22 protein-coding genes and 1 riboswitch are annotated in these 24,477 nt (G+C 64.8%); of the genes, 16 read left to right on the top strand and 6 right to left on the bottom strand.

Features of this window, described 5'->3' with window-relative positions:
• The first annotated feature begins 3 nt into the window (after nucleotides 1-3).
• Nucleotides 4-867 (top strand): WaaZ-like lipopolysaccharide core biosynthesis protein, encoded by an 864-nt coding sequence (locus PIN01S_RS00355; RefSeq protein ID WP_501193786.1) that lies wholly within the window; start codon nucleotides 4-6, stop codon nucleotides 865-867.
• Here PIN01S_RS00355 and PIN01S_RS00350 read toward each other — a convergent pair.
• Nucleotides 815-1,438 carry a lipopolysaccharide kinase InaA family protein gene (locus PIN01S_RS00350; protein WP_084332847.1) on the bottom strand — a complete coding sequence of 208 codons (624 nt, stop codon included), beginning with the start codon at nucleotides 1,436-1,438 and terminating at the stop codon, nucleotides 815-817. The genes PIN01S_RS00355 and PIN01S_RS00350 overlap by 53 nt on opposite strands.
• 35 nt (nucleotides 1,439-1,473) lie before the next feature.
• Here PIN01S_RS00350 and msbA point away from each other — a divergent pair, with 35 nt between their 5' ends.
• The 4 genes from msbA to PIN01S_RS00330 all read left to right on the top strand — a co-directional run bounded on the left by msbA (nucleotide 1,474) and on the right by PIN01S_RS00330 (nucleotide 7,371).
• Nucleotides 1,474-3,264, top strand: a complete 1,791-nt coding sequence (gene msbA, locus PIN01S_RS00345) for a lipid A export permease/ATP-binding protein MsbA (RefSeq protein WP_084332846.1) — start codon at nucleotides 1,474-1,476, stop codon at nucleotides 3,262-3,264.
• 68 nt (nucleotides 3,265-3,332) lie between these two features.
• On the top strand, nucleotides 3,333-4,754 hold the full coding sequence (gene hldE / locus PIN01S_RS00340) for a bifunctional D-glycero-beta-D-manno-heptose-7-phosphate kinase/D-glycero-beta-D-manno-heptose 1-phosphate adenylyltransferase HldE (RefSeq protein ID WP_084332845.1): 1,422 nt from the start codon (nucleotides 3,333-3,335) through the stop codon (nucleotides 4,752-4,754).
• A gap of 111 nt (nucleotides 4,755-4,865) precedes the next feature.
• Nucleotides 4,866-6,152, top strand: a complete 1,287-nt coding sequence (locus PIN01S_RS00335; RefSeq protein ID WP_090257057.1) for an acyl-CoA dehydrogenase family protein — start codon at nucleotides 4,866-4,868, stop codon at nucleotides 6,150-6,152.
• A 13-nt stretch (nucleotides 6,153-6,165) separates the two neighbouring features.
• Nucleotides 6,166-7,371, top strand: a complete 1,206-nt coding sequence (locus tag PIN01S_RS00330; protein WP_084332843.1) for an acyl-CoA dehydrogenase family protein — start codon at nucleotides 6,166-6,168, stop codon at nucleotides 7,369-7,371.
• A gap of 61 nt (nucleotides 7,372-7,432) precedes the next feature.
• Here the strand turns inward: PIN01S_RS00330 and PIN01S_RS00325 are convergent, their stop codons facing one another.
• The 4 genes from PIN01S_RS00325 to PIN01S_RS00310 form a co-directional block, all read right to left on the bottom strand.
• Nucleotides 7,433-8,341 (bottom strand): metal ABC transporter ATPase, encoded by a 909-nt coding sequence (locus tag PIN01S_RS00325; protein WP_084332842.1) that lies wholly within the window; start codon nucleotides 8,339-8,341, stop codon nucleotides 7,433-7,435.
• Between the two features lie 92 nt (nucleotides 8,342-8,433).
• Nucleotides 8,434-9,243, bottom strand: a complete 810-nt coding sequence (locus tag PIN01S_RS00320; RefSeq protein WP_084332841.1) for an aldo/keto reductase — start codon at nucleotides 9,241-9,243, stop codon at nucleotides 8,434-8,436.
• Nucleotides 9,240-10,415: an NAD(P)/FAD-dependent oxidoreductase gene (locus PIN01S_RS00315; protein ID WP_084332840.1), complete on the bottom strand. Its 1,176-nt coding sequence runs from the start codon at nucleotides 10,413-10,415 to the stop codon at nucleotides 9,240-9,242. Before PIN01S_RS00315 ends, PIN01S_RS00320 begins: the two co-directional genes overlap by 4 nt.
• A 140-nt stretch (nucleotides 10,416-10,555) precedes the next feature.
• Nucleotides 10,556-10,888: a DMT family transporter gene (locus tag PIN01S_RS00310; RefSeq protein ID WP_084332839.1), complete on the bottom strand. Its 333-nt coding sequence runs from the start codon at nucleotides 10,886-10,888 to the stop codon at nucleotides 10,556-10,558.
• Nucleotides 10,889-10,983: 95 nt separating this feature from the next.
• Between PIN01S_RS00310 and PIN01S_RS00305 the strand changes: the two genes are divergently transcribed.
• The 3 genes from PIN01S_RS00305 (at nucleotide 10,984) to PIN01S_RS00295 (ending at nucleotide 14,269) form a co-directional block, all read left to right on the top strand.
• Nucleotides 10,984-11,868: a LysR family transcriptional regulator gene (locus tag PIN01S_RS00305; protein WP_084332838.1), complete on the top strand. Its 885-nt coding sequence runs from the start codon at nucleotides 10,984-10,986 to the stop codon at nucleotides 11,866-11,868.
• A gap of 63 nt (nucleotides 11,869-11,931) precedes the next feature.
• Nucleotides 11,932-13,209, top strand: a complete 1,278-nt coding sequence (waaA, locus tag PIN01S_RS00300) for a lipid IV(A) 3-deoxy-D-manno-octulosonic acid transferase (protein ID WP_084332837.1) — start codon at nucleotides 11,932-11,934, stop codon at nucleotides 13,207-13,209.
• 97 nt (nucleotides 13,210-13,306) lie between these two features.
• The gene (locus PIN01S_RS00295) at nucleotides 13,307-14,269 is read left to right on the top strand and encodes an endonuclease/exonuclease/phosphatase family protein (RefSeq protein ID WP_139198522.1); all 963 of its coding nucleotides are present in this window, start codon (nucleotides 13,307-13,309) and stop codon (nucleotides 14,267-14,269) included.
• 83 nt (nucleotides 14,270-14,352) lie between these two features.
• Here PIN01S_RS00295 and PIN01S_RS00290 read toward each other — a convergent pair whose 3' ends face one another.
• Complete coding sequence (locus PIN01S_RS00290) at nucleotides 14,353-15,792, bottom strand: TolC family outer membrane protein (RefSeq protein ID WP_084332835.1); 1,440 nt, start codon at nucleotides 15,790-15,792, stop codon at nucleotides 14,353-14,355.
• Nucleotides 15,793-16,009: 217 nt separating this feature from the next.
• Nucleotides 16,010-16,116: riboswitch (TPP riboswitch) on the top strand.
• 87 nt (nucleotides 16,117-16,203) lie between these two features.
• Between PIN01S_RS00290 and thiC the strand changes: the two genes are divergently transcribed.
• The 8 genes from thiC (at nucleotide 16,204) to PIN01S_RS00250 (ending at nucleotide 24,472) form a co-directional block, all read left to right on the top strand.
• Nucleotides 16,204-18,087: a phosphomethylpyrimidine synthase ThiC gene (gene thiC, locus PIN01S_RS00285; protein ID WP_084332834.1), complete on the top strand. Its 1,884-nt coding sequence runs from the start codon at nucleotides 16,204-16,206 to the stop codon at nucleotides 18,085-18,087.
• A gap of 211 nt (nucleotides 18,088-18,298) precedes the next feature.
• On the top strand, nucleotides 18,299-18,898 hold the full coding sequence (locus PIN01S_RS00280) for an NUDIX domain-containing protein (protein WP_169715771.1): 600 nt from the start codon (nucleotides 18,299-18,301) through the stop codon (nucleotides 18,896-18,898).
• On the top strand, nucleotides 18,889-19,341 hold the full coding sequence (locus PIN01S_RS00275; RefSeq protein ID WP_084332832.1) for a DUF1249 domain-containing protein: 453 nt from the start codon (nucleotides 18,889-18,891) through the stop codon (nucleotides 19,339-19,341). Before PIN01S_RS00280 ends, PIN01S_RS00275 begins: the two co-directional genes overlap by 10 nt.
• A 204-nt stretch (nucleotides 19,342-19,545) precedes the next feature.
• Complete coding sequence (gene cpdA / locus PIN01S_RS00270; RefSeq protein WP_425287667.1) at nucleotides 19,546-20,367, top strand: 3',5'-cyclic-AMP phosphodiesterase; 822 nt, start codon at nucleotides 19,546-19,548, stop codon at nucleotides 20,365-20,367.
• Between the two features lie 80 nt (nucleotides 20,368-20,447).
• A complete protein-coding gene (locus PIN01S_RS00265) occupies nucleotides 20,448-21,068 on the top strand; it encodes a YqiA/YcfP family alpha/beta fold hydrolase (protein ID WP_084332831.1) in 621 nt (206 codons plus the stop codon).
• Between the two features lie 10 nt (nucleotides 21,069-21,078).
• Nucleotides 21,079-22,968: a DNA topoisomerase IV subunit B gene (gene parE / locus PIN01S_RS00260; protein ID WP_084332830.1), complete on the top strand. Its 1,890-nt coding sequence runs from the start codon at nucleotides 21,079-21,081 to the stop codon at nucleotides 22,966-22,968.
• The gene (locus tag PIN01S_RS00255; protein ID WP_425287666.1) at nucleotides 22,965-23,951 is read left to right on the top strand and encodes an esterase-like activity of phytase family protein; all 987 of its coding nucleotides are present in this window, start codon (nucleotides 22,965-22,967) and stop codon (nucleotides 23,949-23,951) included. The genes parE and PIN01S_RS00255 overlap by 4 nt, the downstream gene beginning before the upstream one ends.
• Nucleotides 23,948-24,472 carry a retropepsin-like aspartic protease family protein gene (locus PIN01S_RS00250; protein ID WP_084332828.1) on the top strand — a complete coding sequence of 175 codons (525 nt, stop codon included), beginning with the start codon at nucleotides 23,948-23,950 and terminating at the stop codon, nucleotides 24,470-24,472. Before PIN01S_RS00255 ends, PIN01S_RS00250 begins: the two co-directional genes overlap by 4 nt.
• Nucleotides 24,473-24,477: the final 5 nt, after the last annotated feature.

Raw genomic sequence — 24,477 nt, 5'->3', positions numbered from 1 at the left:
GGAATGCCAAGTCATGCAGACGCGGCACGAGAACGGGCCCACCGTTCGTTCGACAATGTACGTTGGAAATCCTTTGCCGAATGTCGGAATAGCCGCACCGGGGCGGTGTTCATCATTGCTTCGGGGCCATCCGCCCGGGATTTTCCCCTGACGCGCTATGCGGACTTCCCGATGTTCGCGATGAATGGGTCGATTCACCTGTTCGCCGAAGCCGGGCTGACCCCGCTGTTCTATCTGTGCGATGACAGCAGTTTCGTGCGCAATCGGTTGCCGCTCCTGCTGGAGGGAATGCGTCGGAGCCATGAAGTCGCTTTCTCCGAACGCGTCGTTGCGGAACTGGCGAGGCTTTCGAGCGATAGCCCGGGGACCCGGTCGATCCATCGTCTGGAGCGGGCTGGCCGCATGAACAGGGCTGGCCGCGAATTGTCCGACCGCGAGTTCGCCCGGCGTGCCCGCCACGATCCCGACTTCGAATGCCGGTTTTCCTGGTTCCGGCAGAAGCCCAACCGCATCGGTTTCAGCCGCAATCTGGATAAGGGCTATTTCAATAGCCGCACCATTCCCTACGCGGGTATCCAGCTCGCTTACCACCTGGGTTTCAGCCGGGTCTTCCTGGTGGGCGTGGACCTGGATTCAAAGAAAGGGCGGTCTTACGAGAAGGATGAACAGGCCGTACCCAGTCGCCTGGATGGAGACTATGAGGATTACATCCTGCCCAGCTTCCAACTGTTGGCCGAGCGGGTGATCAATCCCGATTTCCAGGTCTTCAACCTGTCGCTGGACAGCCGTCTGCCGTCCAGCGTGGTACCGAAGATCAGCCTCGATCAGTTGGATGCGATGCTGAACTCTCCTCATAGCAGCGCATAAGTCGTTCCCAGGGAAAATCCGGCACCTTGCGGCGTTGCAGGTAGCTTTGCAAATGCTGGAAGTTCCGGCGGATCAGCAGCCGACCGAGCGGGCGGCCCTTGAAACGGATATCGAGGAAATCGATCAGGCCGAAATCGTTTTCGGGCGTACGCAGAATGTTGCCCAGGTGCAGGGAGCGGAAGTAGATGCCGCTCCGGTGCAGCTTGCGGATATAGGACGCCAGTTCGGGCAGCAGCCTGTCGAACTCTTCGCGCGACCGGTGGAACAGCTTGTCCAGTGGAGTACCTTCCAGAGGCCGGTAAAGACAGGCGCTGATCCGCTGGCTGGGGTCGATCCAGTAACAGGCATTGATTTCCGGGGTACGGATACCGAGTTTGCGCAGGTGCTGGGCATGTTTTTCGAAGCGTTGCGCATCCGGGCGCAAGCGGCCCATGAGGGTGCGGCGGCTGCGGAAAATCTTCAGCAGATCACCATCGGCGAGCTTGATGACCTTGGGGCCTCGACTGTCCTTTTCCAGTACCTCTCCCTGATCGAGCCATCCTTGCAATTCGTTCGCTGTTACAATCCGCATCTTGTCTCTCTAGCCAGTCGTACGAGGCTTGCCGAATGGCCGACTCTGCCCAGCAATCCAGTCTCAAACTCTATCTGCGTTTGCTGAAATACGTTCTCCCTTATTGGGGAGCCTTTGCGATCAGTATCCTGGGTTTCCTGCTGTTCGCGTCCAGCCAGCCGATGCTGGCGGACATGCTGAAATACTTCCTGGACGGCCTGCAGTCACCCGACAACGCCATGTTGCTCGGCGTGCCGCTGGTATACGGCGTGCCGATGCTGATTGTACTCATTGCACTCTACCAAGGCATAGGTTCGTACCTGGGCAACTATTTCCTGGCCAAGGTCGCGCGTGGCGTGGTGCATGATCTGCGCTGCGCACTGTTCGACAACCTGCTGACCCTGCCCAACCGCTATTTCGACAACCACAACTCGGGTCACCTGATCTCCCGGATCACCTACAACGTGACCATGGTGACCGGCGCCGCCACCGATGCGATCAAGGTGGTGATCCGCGAAGGCCTGACCGTGGTGTTCCTGTTCGGCTACCTCCTGTACAGCAACTGGCGGCTGACCCTCGTCCTGCTGGCGATCCTGCCGATCATCGCCCTGCTGGTGACCAGCGCCAGCAAGAAGTTCCGCAAGCAGAGCAAGAAGATCCAGGTGGCCATGGGCGACGTCACCCACGTGGCGTCGGAAACCATCCAGGGCTACCGGGTGGTGCGCAGCTTCGGCGGCGAGGAGTACGAGCAGAAGCGCTTCCACAAGGCTAGCGCCGACAACATGAACAAGAGTCTGGGCATGACCCGTACCCAGTCGATCTATACACCGTTGCTGCAACTGGTCATCTACATCGGCATGGCGTTGCTGATGTATCTGGTGCTCTATCTTCGCGGCGACGCCTCGCCCGGCGAGCTGATCGCCTATATCACCGCGGCCGGTCTTCTGCCCAAGCCGATCCGCCAGCTCTCCGAGGTCAGCGCGACCATCCAGAAGGGCTTGGCCGGCGCCGAAAGTATCTTCGAACAGCTCGATCAGGAGCCGGAAGTGGACCTTGGCAGCATGGAGCGCGAGCGGGTCAGCGGGCGTCTCGAGGTGCGCGACCTGAGTTTCCAGTACCCGAACACCGACAAGCAGGTGCTGAACAACATCAGCTTCACGGCCGAGCCGGGGCAGATGGTGGCCCTGGTCGGCCGCTCCGGCAGCGGCAAGTCGACCCTGGCGAGCCTGATTCCGCGCTTCTATCACCACGAATCCGGGCAGATTCTGCTCGATGGCGTGGATGTCGAGGACTACCGACTGCGCAACCTGCGTCGGCACGTCGCGCTGGTCACTCAGCAGGTCACGTTGTTCAACGATAGCGTCACCAACAACATCGCCTATGGCGACCTGGCTGGCGCGCCGATGGAGGACGTCCGCGAAGCTGCCGAGGCCGCTTACGCCGCCGAATTCATCGAGCGCATGCCGGACGGCTACGAAACGCTGGTCGGCGAGAACGGCGTGCTGCTCTCCGGTGGCCAGCGGCAGCGCCTGGCGATTGCCCGCGCGCTACTGAAGAACGCGCCGGTGCTGATTCTCGACGAGGCCACGTCGGCACTCGACACCGAGTCTGAGCGGCACATCCAGGGGGCACTGGATCGCGTCATGAAGGGACGTACGACCCTGGTCATCGCCCATCGCCTCAGCACTATCGAGAAGGCCGATCTGATCCTGGTGATGGATCAGGGGCAGATCGTCGAGCGCGGCACCCATGCCGAACTGTTGGCGCTCAACGGCTACTATGCCCGTCTGCACGCCAAGCAATTCGAGGACATGGACACCACCACCGAGGTGGCGCGGGAGGGCTGACGCCGCCCGCGCCGGCCCCGAAACCGCCTGTGCTATGATCCGCGGCGTTTTCGCCGCCCGGAGTACTCATGAAGCTGTCCATGCCCCGTTTCGACCAAGCCCCCGTCCTGGTGGTGGGCGATGTCATGCTCGACCGTTACTGGCATGGCGGTACCTCGCGGATTTCCCCGGAGGCGCCGGTGCCGGTAGTCAAGGTCGAGCAGATCGAGGACCGTCCGGGCGGTGCGGCCAACGTCGCGTTGAACATCGCCGCACTGGGGGCGCCGGCCGTGTTGGTCGGGGTCACCGGTGAGGACGAGGCGGCCGAGAGCCTGAGCAACAGCCTGGCCGCCGCCGGGGTCAAGGCGCGCTTCCAGCGCATCGACGACCAGCCGACCATCGTCAAGCTGCGCGTCATGAGCCGCCACCAGCAACTGCTGCGCCTGGACTTCGAGGAAGCCTTCGACACCGACGCTGCCGCCCTGGCCTCCGAAGTGGACGGGCTGCTCGCCGGGGTCAAGGTGCTGGTGCTGTCCGACTACGGCAAAGGCGCGCTGAAGAACCATCAGGCGCTGATCGAGGCGGCGCGTCGTCGTGGCATTCCGGTGCTGGCCGATCCCAAGGGCAAGGATTTTTCCATTTATCGCGGCGCCAGTCTGATCACCCCCAACCTCAGCGAGTTCGAGACCATCGTCGGCCGTTGTGCCGACGAGGCCGAGCTGGTGGCCAAGGGCGCGGCGCTGATGCGCGAGTTGGAACTCGGCGCGCTGCTGGTCACCCGTGGCGAGCACGGCATGACCCTGCTGCGTCCCGGCCATCCGGCGCTGCACCTGCCGGCCCGTGCCCGCGAAGTGTTCGACGTCACCGGTGCCGGCGACACGGTGATTTCCACCCTGGCCGCCGCCATCGCTGCCGGTGAAGAGCTGCCCCAGGCCGTGGCCCTGGCCAATCTGGCGGCCGGCATCGTCGTCGGCAAGCTGGGGACCGCGGCCATCAGCGCCCCGGAACTGCGCCGCGCAGTGCAGCGCGAGCAGGGCTCCGAGCGTGGCGTGCTGAGCCTCGAACAACTGCTTACCACCATCGAAGATGCTCGCGCCCACGGCGAGAAGATCGTCTTCACCAACGGCTGCTTCGACATCCTCCATGCCGGTCATGTGACCTACCTGGAACAGGCCCGCGCCCAGGGCGACCGGCTGATCGTCGCGGTCAACGACGACGGTTCGGTCAGCCGCCTGAAGGGGCCTGGCCGACCGATCAACTCCGTCGACCGGCGCATGGCTGTGCTGGCCGGCCTCGGGGCGGTGGACTGGGTGGTGAGCTTCAGCGAGGACACTCCCGAGCGCCTGCTCGCCGAGGTCAAGCCGGACGTGCTGGTCAAGGGCGGCGACTACGGTATCGACCAAGTGGTGGGGGCCGAGATCGTCAAAGCCTACGGCGGTACGGTGAAGGTGCTCGGCCTGGTGGAGAACAGCTCGACCACCGCGATTGTCGAGAAGATTCGTCAGCAGTAAGAGCCTGTACCGGGCGCTCGACTGGCCCGGTTGCCAGAGGCGAGTGGCGGAGCGGTCATAGGCGCTCCCCGGTCAGCGACGCATCATCTGGGCATCTGCCTCCTACGGAAGATGCCCATGACCGACGTACAAGGCCGCGCCCTGGCCATGCTCAACCGTGTGGCCCAGGCCGACTGGCCGGACCGCCTCAAACTGCGTAAACCCTTCGAGAAACTCATCTACAGCGGCAGCCGCGCCAGCTTCCGTCTGGCCGCCGAGCGTACGGCCAAGCAAGGCAAGGTTCCGCGAAAGTCCGACCCGGATGCGCTGTTCGATCTGTCGCTGTCCGACGAGCAGCGGATGCTGGTGGATATGCTCGACGGTTTCGCCACCGAGGTGCTGCGCCCTGCTGCCCATGATGCCGACGAGACGGCATCGATTCCCGCCGAATTGCTCAATCAGGTTCAGGAACTGGGGCTGGCCTACTACGGCGTTGGCGAAGTGCATGGCGGCATGGCCGGTGAGCGCACCACCGTGACCAACGCCTTGATCGCCGAGTGCCTGGGCAAGGGCGACCTGTCCCTCGGCGCGGCGCTGCTGGTGCCGCTGTCCGCGGCCAACTGCATTCGTCGTTGGGGGAGTCCGGAGCAGCAGGAGCGTTGGTTGCCGGCTTTCGTCGGCGAGGAAACGGCGCCGCTGATGGCCTTGGCGGTGGGGGAGCCGGTGCTGATGTTCGATCCGCAGCAACTGGCCACCAAGGCCCGGCGTAAGGGTGGCAGCTATCTTCTGTCCGGTGAGAAGTGCCTGGTGCTGCGCGGCCTGGAGGCCAGCCACCTGATCGTTGCTGCCGAAGCCGAGCAGGGGCCCGCCTTGTTCATTGTCGATGCTTCCGCCAAGGGCATCGAGCGGCGCGCCGACCCGGCCATGGGGCTGAAGGCCGGTGGGCTGGCACGCATTCGTCTGAAAAGCGTGAAGGTGCCGGCGGAGAACCGCCTGGCGGCCGAGCATTTCGATTACCGCTGCTTCGTCGACCACAGTGCGCTGGCCTGGTGTGCGCTGGCCGTGGGCACCGGGCAGGCGGCGCTGGATTACGTGACCACCTACTGCAACGAACGTACGGCCTTCGGTGAGCCGATCAGTCACCGGCAGGGCGTGGCGTTCATGGTGGCGGACATCGCCATCGAACTGGATGCCATGCGCCTGATGGTCTGGCGCGCCTGTGCACGGGCCGAGCAGGGGCTGGATTTCCAGCGCGAAACCTATCTGGCGCGCCTGCTCTGCACCGAGAAAGCGATGAAGATCGGTACCGATGCGGTGCAACTGCTCGGCGGCCATGGCTTCACCAAGGAGCACCCAGTCGAGCGCTGGTACCGCGATCTCCGAGCCCTGGCCGTAATGGCCGGCGGTCTGCATCTCTAAGGCGGCACACACCATGAATCTGGAAACCCCGAAGAAATTCCGTAGCCTGGTGACCCAGGCGCATCAGGTGGCGGCCAATTATTTCCGGCCGATCTCGCGCAAGTACGATAAGGCCGAGCACGCTTATCCGAAGGAGCTGGACCTGCTGGCGGCGCTGCTCGATGGCATGAACGCCGGCTCGCCGGAAGCGGTCGGCGCCACCTCGGCGAGCAAGCGCAAGAGCGCTGCCCAGGAGGAGGGCGTGCGCAACGGTGGCAACCTGTCCGCCTGTCTGGGCGTGATGGAGCTGTGCTGGGGTGATGTCGGCCTGCTCTTGGCCATGCCGCGCCAGGGCCTGGGCAATGCGGCCATTGCCGCGGTGGCCAACGAAGAACAATTACAGCGCTTCGGTTCCACCTGGGCGGCCATGGCGATCACCGAACCGGGTTGCGGCTCCGACTCAGCGGCGATCCGCGCCACGGCGGTAAAGGATGGCGATCATTACGTGCTCAACGGCGAGAAAATCTTCGTCACCTCCGGCGAACGCGCCGATGCCGTAGTGGTCTGGGCATCACTGGACCGCAGCCTGGGGCGGGCGGCGATCAAGTCCTTCGTGGTAGAGAAGGGCACGCCGGGGATGACCGTCACCCGGCTGGAGAAAAAGCTCGGGATCAAGGCCTCGGACACTGCCTCCATCAGCTTCAACGATTGCCGCGTGTCGGCCGCCAATCTGCTGGGCAACCCGGAAATCGACGCGCAGAAGGGCTTCGCCGGGGTCATGGAAACCTTCGACAACACCCGTCCGCTGGTGGCCGGCATGGCGGTGGGCGTAGCCAAGGCGGCGCTGGACCGTACCCGCGAGCTGCTGAAGAAGGCCTGCCGTTTCGATTATGCCCGCCCGCTGCTGGCGGTCAGCCATGCCGAGGCGACCCTGTACCGCCTGGAAGCCGAGTGGGAGGCGGCGCGGCTGCTTACCCTCAAAGCGGCCTGGATGGCGGACAACAAGCTGCCCAACTCCAAGGAGGCCTCCATCGCCAAAGCCAAGGCCGGACGGGTGGCCAATGAAGTCACTCTCAAGTGCGTGGAGCTGGCCGGTGCCCTGGGCTATGGCGAAGACGAACTGTTGGAGAAATGGGCCCGCGACTCGAAGATCCTCGACATCTTCGAAGGCACCCAACAGATCCAGTTGCTGATCGTCGCTCGCCGGCAGTTGGGCAAGAGTTCCAGTGAGTTGAAATGAGTGAGGTGGATGGGGGAGGAGTAAGGAGTAAAGGCCCTCCTGTCACTCCTCGCCCCTACGATTATCGTCTGCCAGCCGCTGCTTTTTTCGTCGGGGCCAGGTTCTGCTGGACCAGCCAGTCCTTCCAGCGGATGCGTTCGTCGCGCACCAGCCAGCCGTCCTGCGGGGCGAAGCTTTCTGCCAGCCACAGGCCGCGGGTCGCTGCCGGCGCCAGCATGCCGCGCTTGAGGGTGAGCAATTCGCCGGTGGGGCGGCCCTGGTCGAGGGGAATCAGGTACAGGTCCGGACGGCTGCGTTCGAGGCGGGCGATGAGCTGGCCGTCTTCCAAGCGTTCGTCGACATGGAACAGGCTGAGCTGACGCGCTTCCTTCGGCAGCTCCAGGCGCAGGTCGTAGACCAGCTGCAGCGAGGCGGTGGGCTGGTGCACGTAGGCGCGCGGGCGCTCCATCAGCGTCAGGTTGCCGCAGCGTATCGGGCGTGCCGCACCGGACAGCGGGCTGAGGCGGAAGTGCGTGGCCTCGCGATAGCGCAGGGCGCCCTGGTAGGGCGTTGGCAGCCAAGTGTCGCCGAAGCGGCCGGCGAGCCAGCCTTCCGGGGTTTCCAGCAGGCACTCCTCGGCGACCTCCTGGATGGCGGTCAGCAACGGCAGGTTGAGTTCGTGGGCCGGGACGTAGCCGGAGATCAGCTTGAGTACCACGTCGCCCCGGTCGAGGCGGCGCTGGCGCACCAGCAGCCAGTATTCGCGGCCCTGCCAGGACAGCGTCAGGCGCACCGAGACGCCGAGGTTGGCCAGTTCCACCGCGAAGCGGTCAGGGTCGTTCACCTCGATCGGCCGGCGCTTTTCCAGCATCTGGGCGAAATTCAGCGGTCGGCCGAGGCTCTGGTAGCTGAGCCCGTCCGGGCTGGCCTCGACGAAAAGCGGCAGGGTCTTGAAGGCACTGGGGTCCTTGCGGGCAAGGGTACGCGACATGTCGTCTCCTTCTTGCTGGCGTCAGGGAGCCGCGGAAGCGGCGCATGGCCTGTTCGAGTATGCCGCGCTCAGGCGGCGGCTTGATGACAGCTTCAGTGGCTGCCACGAATCACGGCGGCGGCCGTCGCGACATTATGGGACAGATGTAGCGGGTTGATGGTGCCGATGATCGCGCTGGCCACTCCGGGATGGCCGAACAGCAGTTCGAAACTGGCGCGCACCGGGTCCACGCCGGCACCCAGGCAGGCGTGGCCGCTGGCCAGGGCCTTCTTGATCAGGATGCCCTTGCTGTGCTCGGCGGCGTAGTCCAACACCGGCCGCTCGCCCTGCTCGTTGAGGTTGTAGGTGACCATGGCGCAGTCGCCGCGCTCCAGGGCCAGCAGGCCGCCTTCCACCGTCTTGCCGGACAGGCCGAAGGCGCGGACCTTGCCCTCGCGCTTCAGCTCGGCGAGGGTCTCGTAGACGCCGCTGTCGCGCAGGATGGCGACGTCGTTGCCGTCGGAATGCACCAGCACCAGATCGATGATGTCCGTTTCCAGGCGCTTCAGGCTGCGTTCCAGGGAGAGGCGGGTGTGCGCCGGGGAGAAGTCGAAGTGCGACTGGCCGCCCTCGAACTCTTCGCCCACCTTGCTGACGATCACCCACGCATCGCGCTGGCCGCGCAGCAGCGGGCCGAGCCGTTCTTCGCTGCGGCCGTAGGCAGGTGCCGTGTCGATCAGGTTGATGCCGAGTTCGCGGGCCAGATCCAGTAGCTGGCGCGCTTCCCGGTCATCGGGAATGGTGAAGCCGCTGGGGTATTTCACGCCCTGGTCGCGCCCGAGCTTGACCGTGCCGAGGCCGAGCGGGGAGACCATGAGGCCGGTGTCGCCGAAGGGTCGTTCGAGGCCGTGCAGGGTCTTCATGGCAGCAGCTCCTCCCACACCGGCTGGCCGACGGGCGGCCTGGGCAGGACAGGCCGCCCGCCGTGTTCGCCGGGTTGGATACCGTCGCGGTCGAGGCTGGCCAGCACGCGATCGGCGAAGTCCGGGGCCAGTGCCAGCTTGGTCGGCCAGCCGACGAGCAGGCGGTTCTGTTCGGCGAGGAAGGCGTTGTCCGGGCGGACCAGCCCGGACTGGGCCGGCTCGGCGCGGTCCACCCGCAGGCAAGCGAAACGGGCCTGGGACAGGTCTATCCAGGGCAGCAAGTCGCTCAACTCCTTGCGGGCGGCGGCGATCTGCGCGGACTCGTCGCGGGCCACGCCATCGGCTTCGGCGAGGTCTCCGCCGAGGTACCAGACCCACTGGCCGTCGGCGGCCGGATGGGTGGTCACGGTGACGCGCGGCTTGGGCCCGCCGCCGAGGCAGTGGGCATAGAGCGGTTTCAGCGTCGGGGCCTTGACCAGCACCATGTGCAGCGGCCGGCGCTGCATGGCCGGCTCGGACAGGCCGAGCGCGCTGAGCAGGGCGGCATTGCCGGCGCCGGCGCTGAGCACGATGCGCTGGGCACGGATTTCACGACCATCGACGACAAGGCCGGCCAGCTCGCCGTTGTCGCGCAACGGGGCGATCTCGTCGGCGGCGAGCAGGCTGCCGCTGGCCAGCTCGGCCAGGCGGGCGATCAGGCTGGGTACGTCGAGCACCAGTTCGGTGAGACGGTAGACCTTGCCCTTGAAGCGGGGATGCTGCAGGGCCGGCGGCAGGGCGTCGCCCTTCACCTGATCGACCCGGGAACGCACGGCCTTGCTGGCGAAGAAGCTGGTCAGGTTGCCGGCCAGGGTGCCGGGCGACCAGAGGTAGTGGGCATCGGAGAGCAGGCGTACGCCGCGCAGGTCCAACTCGCCCGTGCCGGCCAGCGCTTCGCGCCAACGGCGCGGCATGTCGGCGATGGCCTCGGAGGCACCGGTCAGGGCTCCGTGCAGGGCGTATTTGGTGCCGCCATGGATGATGCCTTGGGATTTCAGGCTCTGTCCGCCGCCGAGGCTGGCGTTCTCCACCAGCACGGTGGAAAAACCCTGGCGGCGCAGGCGTGCGTTGAGCCAGAGACCGGCGATACCGCCGCCGACGATGAGCACGTCGGTGGAAAGGTGTTGGGACATGGGGCTGCCTTGGTCGAAAAAACTGCCGCCAGTATAACTGCAAGCCATCGACGACAAGCCACCAGCCCCGCCGCAAGCTCCTCGCTTGCAGCTTGCAGCTTGCAGCTTGCAGCTTGGGGCTTATCGCTTGTCGCTGCTTTTTAGTGTGCAACGGACCGGGAGAACAGTTGGATCACCACTACCCCGCAAACGATCAGAGCCATGCCGAGCATGGCCGGCAGGTCGAGTTTCTGCTGGTAGAGGAATACGGCCGCGACACTCACCAGCACGATCCCGAGCCCGGCCCAGATGGCATAGGCGATGCCGATCGGAATGCTTTTCACCACCAGCGTCAGCATCCAGAACGACAACCCGTAGCCCAGCACCACCAGGGCCAGAGGAATCGGCCTGGCCACACCTTCCACGGCTTTCAGCGAGGTGGTGGCGATCACTTCGGCGGCGATGGCAATGCCCAGATACAGATAGCCCGGCATGGTGGCGACTCCTGAACGAGAGGTTTTGACGGCCGCCATTCTAGAAGCTTGAATGATGGGATCAAACTAATAGCTATCTGGTTTGGAGATAGGTTGTGCAGTGGAATCTGGATCAGCTCAGCGCTTTCGTCGCCGTATGCGAACACGGCTCCTTCTCCGCGGCGGCGCGCGATTTGCACCGCGCGCAATCGGCGGTGAGCCAGGCGGTGGCCTTGCTGGAAGAGGACCTCGGCGTGCGGCTGTTCGAGCGCAGCGGCGGTCGAATGCCGCAGCTCACCGAGGCGGGCAAGGCCTTGCACGAGGAAGCACGTGCGGTGTTGCAGCAATGCCAGCGCCTGCAAGGACGTGCCAACGGGCTGCAGCGCGGCGAGGAAGCACGCCTGCGCCTGGCCCAGGACGAAGCCATGCCTTATCAGCCGGTACTCGCCAGTCTGGAGGCACTGGTCCATGCCTTTCCGCTGTTGGAAGTGCAACTGGCCAGCGGTGCCCAGGGCGATGTGGCGCGCAAGCTGGTGGAGCGACGCGCCGACCTCGGCCTGCTGTTCCACCACGAGCAGATGCCGGAAGCCCTGGAGCGGCAGCGCCTGGGCACCATCGAGATGGTGACCGTCTGCGGCGCTGGCCATCCCCTGGCGAGGGTGCCCTATGCCGACCGCCGAACCCTCGCGCAGCATCGGCAACTGTTGATGACGCCGCAGGACAGCCACTATTCCGGCGGCGAACAGATCAGCCCGTTGGTCTGGCGTGCCGACAGTTTCTACGCCATGGCCGAGCTGGTGATGCGCGATTTGGGTTGGGCCTGGTTGCCGCGTCACGTCGCCTCGTACCCCACCTACCAAGGCCACTTGCTGGAATTGCGTAGCGACTGGACGCCACCGCCGCTGGTGGTGGAACTGGTCTGTCGTCGCGATGAGGCGCTGGGGCCGGCGGCGCGCTGGCTGGGCGATGCGCTGGCGCGGCATTTGGGAAGTGAAGGGTGAGTGCGGGGCCGTCTCCCCTATCCCTCTTACCCTTCACCCCCTGAAGCGCTAAGCTCCGCCGCCATGAATCGTCTCCTCTATACCTTGCTGTTTCACCTCGGTTTGCCTCTGATTGCCCTTCGCCTGGCCTGGCGGGCCTGGCGCGCGCCGGCCTATGCGCGACGTATAGGTGAGCGGTTTGGCTTTGGCTTGCCAGCGGTGTCGGCTGGCGGCATCTGGGTGCATGCGGTATCAGTGGGGGAGAGCATCGCCGCCGCGCCGATGATCCGTTCCTTGCAGGCGCGCCATCCGGGGTTGCCGATCACCGTCACCTGCATGACCCCGACCGGCTCGGAGCGCATTCGCGCGCTGTTCGGCGACAGCGTCCGGCATTGCTACTTGCCCTATGACCTGCCCTGGGCAGCCGCGCGCTTCCTGGATCGGGTACAGCCGCGTCTGGCGGTGATCATGGAAACCGAACTGTGGCCCAACCATATCCATGCCTGCTCCCGGCGCGGCATTCCGGTTGCCCTGGCGAATGCGCGGCTGTCCGAACGCTCTGCCCGTGGCTATGCGCGCTTCGCCAAGCTGACCGCGCCGATGCTGGCGGAAATGAGCTGGCTGGCGGTGCAGACCGAGGCCGAGGCCGAGCGCTTCCGCCACCTGGGCGCGCGTCCGGAAGCGGTCAGTGTGACCGGTTCGATCAAATTCGACCTGACCATCGACCCCGCACTGCTGGAGCGTGCCGCGCTTTTGCGCGAGCAGTGGGGACTGAACGGCAGGCCGGTGTGGATCGCAGCGAGCACCCATGCCGGCGAGGATGAAATCGTCCTGGCGGCCCATCGGCAGGTCCTGCAGTGCCATCCCGAGGCGTTGTTGATCCTGGTGCCGCGCCACCCGGAGCGCTTCAACGGCGTGTTCGAGCTGTGTCGCCGCGAAGGTTTCGCCAGCGAGCGGCGCTCGGCCGGCGTGGCGATAACCGGGCAGACCCAGGTGCTGGTCGGCGACACCATGGGCGAGCTGCTGTTCCTCTATGCGCTGGCCGATCAGGCTTTCGTCGGCGGCAGCCTGGTGCCGAATGGCGGACACAACCTGCTGGAGCCGGCCGCCCTGGGCAAGCCGGTATTGAGCGGTCCGCACCTGTTCAACTTCCTCGATATCGCCGCGCAGCTCCGGGACGCCGGCGCGCTGCGCGAGACGGGCGACGCCACGGCATTGGCCGAAACGCTGCTGCAGCTCTGGGACGAGCCCGCCCGTGCCGAGCGGATGCGCGCCGCCGGCCTGGCGGTTCTCCAAAGCAACCAGGGCGCCCTGCAGCGGCTGCTGGACGGCCTGGACCGGCTGTTCGCCAAGAACCACTGAGCGGCTCGCACTTTGCCTCGCGCCTGCTACCTTTGAGGCGTCGCCCGTAATCGTCGCGGGCGGCCATGCAGTCGCGGGCCATCAGGGAGGAGCCGCAGTGCCTACCGTCAAGATCCTCATGTGGAACACTCAGCACCTCAATCACCAGAACGAACGTAAGCCGATGAGCGAGGCGTACGAGGAAAAGCTGGATGCGTTGTCGACCACGCTGGCAACCCTGAAGCCCGAGATCGTCGCGCTCTTCGAAGTGGGTACCACCGGCAATCCCAATCTGCGATTGGTCGACGACCTCAAGGGCGCTTACGAAATGAAGGTGTCGCTGAGCCTGGAGGGCGGTCTGCGCAAGGGCACGACGCTGGGGTCGATGGTGTTCGTCCGCAGCGACATCGCGGCTGACTACTTCGAACCGTTCGAATTGCCCTTGGGTGAGAAGGCCATACGCGCCACACTGCTGCTGAGCGATAAGAGCGGCAACGTCTTCGCCTTCTGTCACGCGAATGCTTCGAAGGCAGCATTGGAGCAGGTCCAGGACGATATCAAGTTGCTGGGCGGCTTCCAGGGCGAGGGCATCAAGCGATTGGTATTCTTCGGCGGCGATCTGAACACCCATGCCAGCGATGCGCCGGAAAGCATCACCTTGCCGGGGCATGACAAGATGTATCGCTGCGAGCCCGGCAATGCAGGTTTCACCCATATCTCCATCCGCAGCTCCGTGGCGCTGGCCAAACAGTTGTATCAGCAGGAGAAGAAGAATTCGCTGGGGCCGATGCAACTGAGCGAGAGCCAGTACGTGAACGCCACGATGGGGACGGATGTCGAGGCCGGCGACATCGCGGTTCCGTCACTGCTGGACTACGCCTATATCCACGAAAGCTGTCAGTGGAAATCGATCTGCCACGCGTCGATATCGGTCAGGACCTGGAGCGATAAGACAAAGAGCTTCGATTCCGTCGGCCAAATAAACTCGAACAAGGTCTATGCCACGGTGCAACGGATCTATCTGGGGAAGGTATTGCGAAGCGATCACTTCCCGGTGGCGTATCTGGTCGGGTACCCGTAAGGGTCAAGGAGGCGGAGAGCGGGAGGGGGAGATTCGGGGTTCCGGCATGGATACGCCTTGCACGTATCCATGCCGGGAGCCGATCAATAGTCTTGGCTGTTACGCAGGCTGGCCTCGGCGGCCTTGGCCAGGTCCGGCGGCAGGAAGTCCTTGTCCGGGTCGTAATCCGACTTGAGGAAACGGGCCAGGTCTTCCAGGTCGGCCGGGCTCAGGGTGCCGGCGGCCTGCTTCAGGCGCAAGTTGTTGAGGATGTAGTCGTAGCGCGCGTTGTTGTAGTCGCGTACCGAGCTGTAGAGCTGACGCTGGGCGTCCAGCACGTCGACGATGTTGCGGGTGCCGACCTGATAGCCGATCTCGGTGGCTTCCAGCGCGCTCTGGCTGGAAATGATGGTCTGCCGGCGCGCCTGAACCTGCTCGACGTCGGTGTTCACCGCGCGGTGCAGGTCGCGGGTGTTCTGCACCACCTGGCGGCGCAGGCTTTCGCGCTGCTGTTCGGACTGGGTCAGGCGCTGGTAGGACTCGCGCACCTGGGAGCTGGTCAGGCCGCCGCTGTAGATCGGGATGTTGAGCTGCAGGCCGATGGTGCGCTGCTCGACGTCGCCGCTGATGCGGGTGCTGCTGCCCAGGCTGTTGGTGAAGCCCATGGCGTCGTTGTCGCCTTTCTGGTAGCTGGCCACTGCGTCCAGGGTCGGTGCGTGACCGGCCTTGCGCTGGCGCAGGGTTTCTTCGGCCGCGTCGACCGCGTAGTTGCTGGCCAGCAGGTTGAGGTTCTGCTTGGCGGCGGTGTCCACCCAGGCGGTGGCGTCGTTCGGGGTCGGCGCCAGCACCGGCAGGGTGTGTACGATACCTTCGAGCGAGCCGTGGTCGCGGTTGGTCAGGGTGACCAGCGCCTGGAAGGCATCCTCCACCTGGCGCTGGGCGATCAGGCGGTTGGCGCGGGCGCTGTCGTAGCCGGCCTGGGCCTCGAGCACGTCGGTCTTGTCCGAGAGGCCGACATCGAAACGTTCGTTGGCCTGGTCGAGCTGGCGTTTGAACGCGGCTTCCTCGGCCTTGGTGGCAGCCAGGTTGTCCTGGGCGCGGAGTACGGCGAAGTAGGCTTCGGCGCTCTGCAGGATCAGGTTCTGCTGGGTCGCGGAGAATTCCAGGGCGGCCTGCTCGCTGGTGGCTTCGGCGGCCTGCAACTGGAACCAGCGGTCGGCGCGGAAGATCGGCTGGGTCAGGTTGGCCTGGTAGACGGTTCCGCTGCGCGAGAACGAGGCCGACGGCGAGTCCAGCTCGGTGCGGGTGTCGTTCATCGAAGCGCCCGCGGACAGGTTCGGCAGCAGGCCGGCGCGTGCCTGCGGCACGACTTCGCGGCTGGCCTCGTAGTTGGCACGGGCAGCGGCGAGGTCGGCGTTGTTGGCGACCGCTTCCTGGTAGACAGTGACCAAGTCGGTCTTGGCTGACAAGGGGGCTTCTTCTGCCCAGGCCGGTCCGGCAGAGGCGGCGGCTATGGCGATAGCCAGGGAGAGTCTGCGCAGCATGATCAATCCTAGATTCCGGAGAGTCGAGCAAGGCTACGGGCGCCACCCAAGCGGGTCAAGGTGTGCCGGCCAGCCCATGAGTGTAGTTTGCAACAAGCTATGTTGCCTGGCGGGAACAATACGGCGCCGGTCGGCCCTTCGGTCGCTTTCCGACGAAACGGTCAAGGCTTTTTGACCCTCGGGTTGGTTTTCTCTTCCCGGCTTGATTAGACTGCGCAGGTTCTTGTCGGGGTGCCTTGAATCGAAGGCTGAGATCGGACAGTTCCGGATCCCGTTGAACCTGATCAGGTTAAGGCCTGCGTAGGGAACAAGATGTCCTCGCTTCGCGAGTCCCTCTGCACCGTGTTCCGGTGCCCTCCGCCTCGACCCCCGCCCCAGGTTCGCTCCGACATCCAACCCAGGAGCCCGCCGATGAGTGCACAACAACAAAAGAATCTGAGCGAAAGCGCCCAGGTCGACCAGCAGTCCGTCCAACCCTTCCCGCGTTCGCAGAAAATCTACGTCCAGGGCTCGCGCCCGGATATCCGCGTGCCGATGCGCGAGATCAGCCTGGACGTCACCCCCACCGACTTCGGTGGCGAGATCAACGCGCCGGTCACCGTTTACGACACCTCCGGCCCCTATACCGACCCCAGCGTGCAGATCGATGTGCGCAAGGGCCTGGCCGATGTGCGCAGCGCCTGGATCGAGGATCGCGGCGACACCGAGAAGCTGCCGGGGCTGTCCTCGGAATTCGGCCAGCGCCGCCTGAACGACGCCGAGCTGACCGCCATGCGTTTCGCCCACGTACGCAACCCGCGCAGGGCCAAGGCCGGGCACAACGTCAGCCAGATGCACTATGCCAAGAAGGGCATCATCACCCCCGAGATGGAATTCGTCGCCATCCGCGAAAACATGAAACTGGCCGAGGCGCGCGAAGCCGGCCTGCTCGACGAACAGCACGCCGGTCATAGCTTCGGCGCCGCCATCCCCAAAGAAATCACTCCCGAATTCGTTCGTCAGGAAGTGGCCCGCGGTCGCGCGATCATTCCGGCCAACATCAACCACGTGGAGCTGGAGCCGATGATCATCGGCCGCAACTTCCTGGTGAAGATCAACGGCAATATCGGCAACAGCGCCCTGGGCTCCTCGATCGAGGAAGAAGTGGCCAAGCTGACCTGGGGCATCCGCTGGGGCTCGGACACCGTGATGGACCTGTCCACCGGCAAGCACATCCATGAAACCCGCGAGTGGATCATCCGCAACTCGCCGGTGCCGATCGGCACCGTGCCGATCTACCAGGCACTGGAAAAGGTCGGCGGCATCGCCGAGGACCTGACCTGGGAGCTGTTTCGCGACACTCTCATCGAGCAGGCCGAGCAGGGCGTGGACTACTTCACCATCCACGCCGGCGTGCTGCTGCGCTATGTACCGCTGACCGCCAAGCGGGTCACCGGCATCGTCTCGCGCGGCGGCTCGATCATGGCCAAGTGGTGCCTGGCGCATCACAAGGAAAACTTCCTCTACACCTATTTCGAAGATATCTGCGAAATCATGAAGGCCTACGACGTCAGCTTCTCGCTGGGCGATGGCCTGCGTCCCGGCTCGATCGCCGACGCCAACGACGCCGCTCAGTTCGGCGAGCTGGAAACCCTCGGCGAGCTGACCAAGATCGCCTGGAAGCATGACGTGCAGACCATGATCGAAGGCCCCGGCCACGTGCCGATGCAACTGATCAAGGAAAACATGGACAAGCAGCTCGAGTGCTGCGACGAGGCGCCGTTCTACACCCTCGGCCCGCTGACCACCGACATCGCTCCCGGCTACGACCACATCACCTCGGGCATCGGCGCGGCGATGATCGGTTGGTTCGGTTGCGCCATGCTCTGCTACGTTACGCCCAAGGAGCACCTCGGCCTGCCGAACAAGGACGACGTGAAGACCGGCATCATCACCTACAAGATCGCCGCCCACGCCGCCGACCTTGCAAAAGGCCATCCGGGCGCGCAGATTCGCGATAACGCGCTGTCCAAGGCGCGCTTCGAGTTCCGCTGGGAAGACCAGTTCAACCTGGGCCTGGACCCGGATACCGCGCGCGCTTTCCACGACGAGACGCTGCCGAAGGATTCGGCCAAGGTGGCGCATTTCTGCTCCATGTGCGGTCCCAAGTTCTGCTCGATGAAGATCACCCAGGAAGTGCGCGACTATGCTAAAGAACAGCGTATCGACACGGTCGATCTGAATGTCGAGGAGGGGCTCAAGAGCAAAGCCGAGGAATTCAAGGCGCAGGGAGCGCAGCTCTATCACAAGGTGTGAGGAGTGGTTGACTGACCGGGACGGGCCCACGCAGGCTGTGTGAACGGCGGTGCCGATCTTGCCGATCGGCCCGCGCCGGAGTGGCGAACAGTCGAAGCGATGCGGGAGCGGAAGCGCTCCCGGATGCGCGGGCTGTGGCCGATGCGGTGTTCACGTGGCCTTACGGGGCCCGTTCTTTGTATGAGGTAGGGGGAATCGAATGGCGGAGCGGATGGAACATCCGGATGTCGAGATCATCCAGCGCGAGTCCTGTTTCCAGGGCTTCTACAGGCTCGATCGCCTGCATTTGCGCCATCGCCAGTTCGCCGGGGGTATGGGACCGGTGCTCAGTCGCGAGCTGTTCGTGCGGCACGATGCGGTCTGCGTGCTGCCCTACGATCCGCAGCGCGATTGCGTCGTGCTGATCGAACAATTCCGGGTCGGCGCCATGCAGAAGTGCAGTAATCCCTGGTTGCTCGAACTGGTCGCCGGTCTGATCGACAAGGCTGAAGAGCCGGAAGAGGTGGCTCACCGCGAAGCTGCCGAAGAGGCGGGGCTGACGCTCAGCTCGCTGTGGCCGATCACTACCTATTTCCCATCGCCGGGCGGCAGCGACGAACGCGTATTCCTATACCTCGGACGCTGCGACAGCGGGGGTGCCGGTGGTATCCATGGGTTGCCGGAGGAGGGCGAGGACATCAAGGTCCATGTCTGGCCGCTGGAGGACGCCTTGCAGGCGGTGAAGGATGGGCGGATCAGCAATGCCGCCAGCATCATCGCCTTGCAGTGGCTGGCGCTGAACCGCGCCGAAGTGCGAGGGCTGTGGTCGTGAATCTGTTACGCGAGCGCTACCGGGTCGATCTGGTCGAACTCCAGGCCGCCTGCGAAGCCAACTATGCCCGGCTGATGCGCCTGCTGCCGGAAATGCGCGACGGGCCGGGATCGCGGCGCGTGGCGCTGAGTCAGGGCGAGTATCTGCTCGGCGTGCTGGCGCTGGACGTGGTGGAAACCTGCCCTTACACCACCACGCTGCAGGTTCGCCAGGAACACAGCCTGCCCTGGCTGCCGGTGCCGCGGATGGAGGTGCGGGTCTATCACGATGCGCGCATGGCCGAAGTGATCAGTGCGGAAAACGCGCGGCGCTTCCGCAGCATCTACGCCTACCCCAACGCCGCGATGCACCAGCCGGACGAGAAGTCGCAGCTCAACCTGTTCCTGGGCGAATGGCTCAGCCACTGCCTCGCCTGTGGCCATGAACTGGTTCCTGTGCTCTGAGCGAATTGTTGCGGGCCGCACAATCCAGGTGTGCGCTGCATCGTGACCGGCGAGTATCCGTTCCTGGGCCAGCGAAAGTTCCGCGATACCCTTCAGTAATCGGGAGCCGCGCCGATTCACTGCTAACTGTGATCTGCTTCTATTTCTCGGGTATACCCTTTTCGACGAGAACCACCATAATTCCTGCTAATTCCGCTCAAGGAGATGGCCTTGCCGAGCGCGTCCACTTTCGCTGCTGATTCGTCGGTACTGCTGGTGCAGCTATCCGACAGTCATTTATTCGCCACGGCCGATGGCAAGCTCCTGGGCATGGATACCCAGGACAGCCTGCAGCGGGTGATAGAACGTGTTCTCAGCGAACAGCCGCAGATCGACCTGGTGCTGGCCAGCGGGGATCTGTCGCAGGACGGCTCGCTGGAGTCCTACGAACATTTCCGTGAGCTGACAGCGCAGATTCCGGCCCCGGCGCGCTGGTTCCCCGGCAATCACGATGAACTGCCGAGCATGCGCGAGGCCTGTGCCGGCAGCGAGCTGCTGGAGCCGGTCGTCGATCTCGGCGCCTGGCGCATCATTCTCCTCGACTCCTCCATTCCCGGCGCGGTGCCGGGGCACTTGGGCGATGAACAACTAGCGCTGCTCGAGCGGGCTCTGAGCGAGGCGCCCGAGCGTCATCACCTTGTGTGCTTCCATCATCATCCGGTACCGGTCGGTTGCCGCTGGTTGGACCCGATCGGCGTGTGCAATCCGGGTGCGCTGTTCGCTGTGCTCGACCGTCACCCGCAGGTGCGGGCGGTGCTCTGGGGACATGTCCACCAGGAATACGATCAGGTACGCAAGGGCGTGCGGCTGCTGGCATCGCCGTCCACCTGCGTCCAGTTCGCTCCCGGTAGCGAAGAGTTCCGGGTCGACAAGGAGCCGCCGGGATACCGCTGGTTGCGGCTGTTCGGCGACGGGCGCCTGGAGACCGGTGTTTCCCGTGTCACCGGCATCGATTTCGAGATCGACTACAGCATCAAGGGATATTGACCCGGGGCTCTCGCTGGAGGCGGGCGGTCGAAAGCTGGTACCGTTCCTGTTTCAGTCCAGGTTCGAGTTCCAACCCGCACATGTCCGACGTCACGCCTTCGATTCTCTATCTCCACGGCCTCAACAGCTCGCCGGCCTCGCTCAAGGCCAGCCAGTTGCTGCGCGCCATGCAGATCCTCGGTCTGGCCGAGCACCTGCGGGTGCCGGCGTTGCCGCACCACCCTCGCCAGGCCATCGCCCTGCTCGAGGAGCTGATCGGCGAGCTGGGCCGACCGGTGCTGGTCGGCAGTTCCCTGGGCGGCTACTATGCCACCCACCTGGCCGAACGCCATGGCTTGAAGGCGTTGCTGATCAACCCGGCGGTGAACCCGCACCGCTTGTTCGACAGCCATCTCGGGCCGCAGACGAACTATTACAGCGGCGAGACCTGGGAGCTGACGAAGGATCACGTGGACGCCCTCGCCGAGCTGGAAGTGGCGCCGCCGAACGATCCGACGCGCTACCAGGTATGGCTGCAGACGGCCGACGAAACGCTGGATTACCGTCAGGCGGAAGCCTTCTACAGGGGATGCGCCCTGCGTATCCAGGCCGGTGGCGACCACGGTTTCCAGGGGTTCGCCGAGCGCCTGCCGGCACTCCTGGCGTTTGCCGGCTTCGCTCCCCGGCTCTGGAACGATTTCGACTTTTCCACTCTGAACTGAACGAGACCCCATGGCCAGTTACAACGCAGACGCCATCGAAGTCCTTTCCGGCCTCGACCCGGTGCGCAAGCGCCCGGGCATGTACACCGACACCACGCGCCCCAACCACCTGGCCCAGGAAGTCATCGACAACAGCGTCGACGAGGCCCTGGCCGGCCACGCAAAGTCGGTGCAGGTGATTCTTCACGAAGACAATTCCCTGGAAGTGATCGACGACGGGCGCGGCATGCCGGTCGATATCCACCCGGAAGAGGGTGTGCCGGGGGTCGAGCTGATCCTCACCAAGCTGCATGCCGGCGGCAAGTTCTCCAACAAGAACTACCAGTTCTCCGGTGGTCTGCACGGTGTCGGTATCTCGGTGGTCAACGCCCTTTCGACCCGCGTCGAGGTTCGCGTCAAGCGTGACGGCAACGAATACCGTATGACCTTCGCCGACGGTTTCAAGGCCAGCGAGCTGGAAGTGATCGGCACCGTGGGCAAGCGCAACACCGGGACCAGCGTGCACTTCTGGCCGGACGCCAAGTATTTCGATTCGCACAAGTTTTCCATCAGCCGGCTCAAGCACGTGCTCAAGGCCAAGGCAGTGCTGTGTCCCGGCCTCGCCGTCAGCTTCGAGGACAAGGCCAGCGGCGAGAAGGTCGAGTGGCACTACGAGGATGGCCTGCGCTCCTACCTCGTCGACGCGGTGAGCGAGTATCCGCGTCTGCCCGACGAGCCGTTCTGCGGCAGTCTGGCCGGCAGCAAGGAAGCAGTGGACTGGGCCCTCCTTTGGCTACCGGAAGGTGGCGAGAGCGTGCAGGAAAGCTACGTCAACCTGATTCCCACCGCCCAGGGCGGCACCCACGTCAATGGTCTGCGCCAGGGTCTGCTCGATGCGATGCGAGAGTTCTGCGAATTCCGCAACCTGTTGCCGCGCGGCGTGAAGCTGGCGCCGGAAGACGTCTGGGAGCGGATCGCCTTCGTGCTCTCGATGAAGATGCAGGAGCCGCAATTCTCCGGGCAGACCAAGGAGCGTTTGTCTTCCCGCGAAGCGGCGGCGTTCGTCTCCGGCGTGGTGAAGGATGCCTTCAGTCTCTGGCTCAATGCGCACCCGGAACTCGGCCTGCAACTGGCGGAGCTGGCCATCAGCAACGCCGGCCGACGCCTCAAGGCGGGCAAGAAGGTGGAGCGCAAGAAAATCACCCAGGGCCCGGCGTTGCCCGGCAAGCTGGCGGATTGCGCCGGCCAGGACCCGATGCGCTCCGAGCTGTTCCTGGTCGAGGGCGATTCGGCCGGCGGCTCGGCCAAGCAGGCACGGGACAAGGAGTTCCAGGCGATCATGCCGCTGCGTGGAAAAATCCTGAACACCTGGGAAGTGGACGGCGGCGAAGTGCTCGCCAGCCAGGAAGTGCATGACATCGCCGTGGCCATCGGCATCGATCCGGGATCGTCCGACCTGAGCCAACTGCGCTACGGCAAGATCTGCATCCTCGCCGACGCCGACTCCGACGGCCTGCACATCGCCACCTTGCTGTGCGCGCTGTTCGTCCGTCATTTCCGCCCGTTGGTGGACGCCGGGCATGTGTACGTCGCCATGCCGCCGCTGTACCGCATCGACCTCGGCAAGGATATTTACTACGCGCTGGACGAAGCGGAGCGTGACGGCATTCTTGAGCGCCTGACCGCCGAGAAGAAGCGCGGCAAGCCGCAGGTGACCCGCTTCAAGGGGCTTGGCGAAATGAATCCGTTGCAACTGCGCGAGACCACCATGGACCCGAACACGCGGCGCCTGGTGCAGTTGACCCTGGACGATTTCGAAGTGACCAGCGAGATCATGGACATGCTGCTGGCGAAGAAGCGTGCCAGCGACCGCAAGGCCTGGTTGGAATCGAAGGGCAACCTGGCCGAGGTGCTGATTTGATGCGGCGCCTGCTGTTCGCCTGCGTCTTTCTCAGCGCCAGCGCCGCCGCCGAACCGCCCGTGGAGCCGCTCAAGCTGCTCACCGAGCATCCGGTGGAAGGCATGCGCGGCGGCAACCTGTCCGGCCTGGCCTGGTGTGGCGATGGGCTTTGGGCGGTTTCCGACCGCGATGACGATCGGCTCTACCGGCTGACTCCGGCCCAGGGCGAGCTTCACGCCGAGGCCGAGACGTTCGTTGCCCCCGAGCGGCCCGACAGTGGCCTGCCCTGGGGATTGCGCATGCGCAGTTGGGTGATGGGCAAGGTGCGTGGCGGCGACATGGATTTCGAAGGGTTGTCCTGCGACGCGATGGGTAACCGCTACCTGGTCAGCGAGGCCCATGCCGGCGTACTGCAGATCCCGCCGGCAGGCGAGCTGCAGTGGCTTGGCCTGCCGGAGAGTCTGGTGCGACAGGCACGTGCCAGCGGCATGCTGTTGCACTTCAATGCGCTGTTCGAGGGCATCGCAGTGGACCCGGCCGGCGAACGCCTGTGGCTGGCGGCCGAACGGGAACGCCGTGGGTTGGTGGTCATGCACCGGCAGCGCAGTCTGTGGAAGTGTACCGGTGGCTGCGTGCTGCTCAGCGAAGGTGGTATGGAGCTGCCGCCGGCACCGCTGGAAAGCAACGAGCCGTTGCCACGGGATTTCTCCGGGTTGGCCTTCTTCAACGAAAAACTCTTCACCCTGGAACGTCTGGCCCACCGTATCTGCCGGCGCAAGCCGAGCAACGGCGAAGTGGAACGCTGCTGGTCGTTCGCCGACGAGGCGTTGACCCCGGAGCGGCGCTACGACCAGCCCTATGGCATGGCGGAAGCCCTGTGGATCGACGAAGAAGGCGCCTGGATCGGCGTCGACAACGGCGGTCATGCCCGCGGCGACGGCGAAAGCCGGCCGATCGTCTGGCGTTTCGCCGCGCCCAAGGGCGGTTGGGGGAACGCTCGTTGAGCGAGCAGGCGCCGGGACGTCGTGCCGGGCGGGTCATGCTGGTGCTCGCCTGGGGCGCTGCGCTGCTGCTGGCCACCCGTTTCTTCGGCGAGTGGGAGGATGCCAAGCGCAATCCCAACCAGGCGCCGGAGTCCCGGCATGGCGACGGCTTCATCGAGGTGCGACTGGCCAGCGATGGCCGGGGGCATTTCGTCGCCAGCGGCGAGATCGATGGCCGGCCCGTGGAGTTCATGCTCGATACCGGCGCCACTGACGTGGCGGTTCCGGGCGAGCTGGCGAAACGACTCGGCCTCGCGCGCGGCGCGCCGATCACGGTGCTGACCGCCAACGGCCGCGGGACCGGTTTCCGAACCCGCCTGGCAGAACTGCAATTGGGCGACATCCGTCTTCACGACGTACGTGCCCTGATCGTTCCCGGTATGGACGGCGAACAGGTGCTGCTCGGCATGAGCGCCCTGAAACAACTCGAATTCACCCAGCGCGACGGCACCCTGGTGCTGCGCCATTACACGGAAAACTAGAGGAC

Source organism: Pseudomonas indica NBRC 103045, assembly GCF_002091635.1.
GTDB lineage: Bacteria > Pseudomonadota > Gammaproteobacteria > Pseudomonadales > Pseudomonadaceae > Pseudomonas_M > Pseudomonas_M indica.
This window is presented reverse-complemented; position numbering and strand designations above follow the sequence as displayed.

Bases quoted from the DNA above. Each gene is read 5' to 3' on its own strand.
- PIN01S_RS00355 (WP_501193786.1), top strand. From the start codon at position 4: ATGCCAAGTCATGCAGACGCGGCACGAGAACGGGCCCACCGTTCGTTC.
- PIN01S_RS00350 (WP_084332847.1), bottom strand. From the start codon at position 1,438: ATGCGGATTGTAACAGCGAACGAATTGCAAGGATGGCTCGATCAGGGA.
- msbA (WP_084332846.1), top strand. From the start codon at position 1,474: ATGGCCGACTCTGCCCAGCAATCCAGTCTCAAACTCTATCTGCGTTTG.
- hldE (WP_084332845.1), top strand. From the start codon at position 3,333: ATGAAGCTGTCCATGCCCCGTTTCGACCAAGCCCCCGTCCTGGTGGTG.
- PIN01S_RS00335 (WP_090257057.1), top strand. From the start codon at position 4,866: ATGCCCATGACCGACGTACAAGGCCGCGCCCTGGCCATGCTCAACCGT.
- PIN01S_RS00330 (WP_084332843.1), top strand. From the start codon at position 6,166: ATGAATCTGGAAACCCCGAAGAAATTCCGTAGCCTGGTGACCCAGGCG.
- PIN01S_RS00325 (WP_084332842.1), bottom strand. From the start codon at position 8,341: ATGTCGCGTACCCTTGCCCGCAAGGACCCCAGTGCCTTCAAGACCCTG.
- PIN01S_RS00320 (WP_084332841.1), bottom strand. From the start codon at position 9,243: ATGAAGACCCTGCACGGCCTCGAACGACCCTTCGGCGACACCGGCCTC.
- PIN01S_RS00315 (WP_084332840.1), bottom strand. From the start codon at position 10,415: ATGTCCCAACACCTTTCCACCGACGTGCTCATCGTCGGCGGCGGTATC.
- PIN01S_RS00310 (WP_084332839.1), bottom strand. From the start codon at position 10,888: ATGCCGGGCTATCTGTATCTGGGCATTGCCATCGCCGCCGAAGTGATC.
- waaA (WP_084332837.1), top strand. From the start codon at position 11,932: ATGAATCGTCTCCTCTATACCTTGCTGTTTCACCTCGGTTTGCCTCTG.
- PIN01S_RS00290 (WP_084332835.1), bottom strand. From the start codon at position 15,792: ATGCTGCGCAGACTCTCCCTGGCTATCGCCATAGCCGCCGCCTCTGCC.
- thiC (WP_084332834.1), top strand. From the start codon at position 16,204: ATGAGTGCACAACAACAAAAGAATCTGAGCGAAAGCGCCCAGGTCGAC.
- PIN01S_RS00280 (WP_169715771.1), top strand. From the start codon at position 18,299: ATGGAACATCCGGATGTCGAGATCATCCAGCGCGAGTCCTGTTTCCAG.
- cpdA (WP_425287667.1), top strand. From the start codon at position 19,546: ATGGCCTTGCCGAGCGCGTCCACTTTCGCTGCTGATTCGTCGGTACTG.
- PIN01S_RS00265 (WP_084332831.1), top strand. From the start codon at position 20,448: ATGTCCGACGTCACGCCTTCGATTCTCTATCTCCACGGCCTCAACAGC.
- parE (WP_084332830.1), top strand. From the start codon at position 21,079: ATGGCCAGTTACAACGCAGACGCCATCGAAGTCCTTTCCGGCCTCGAC.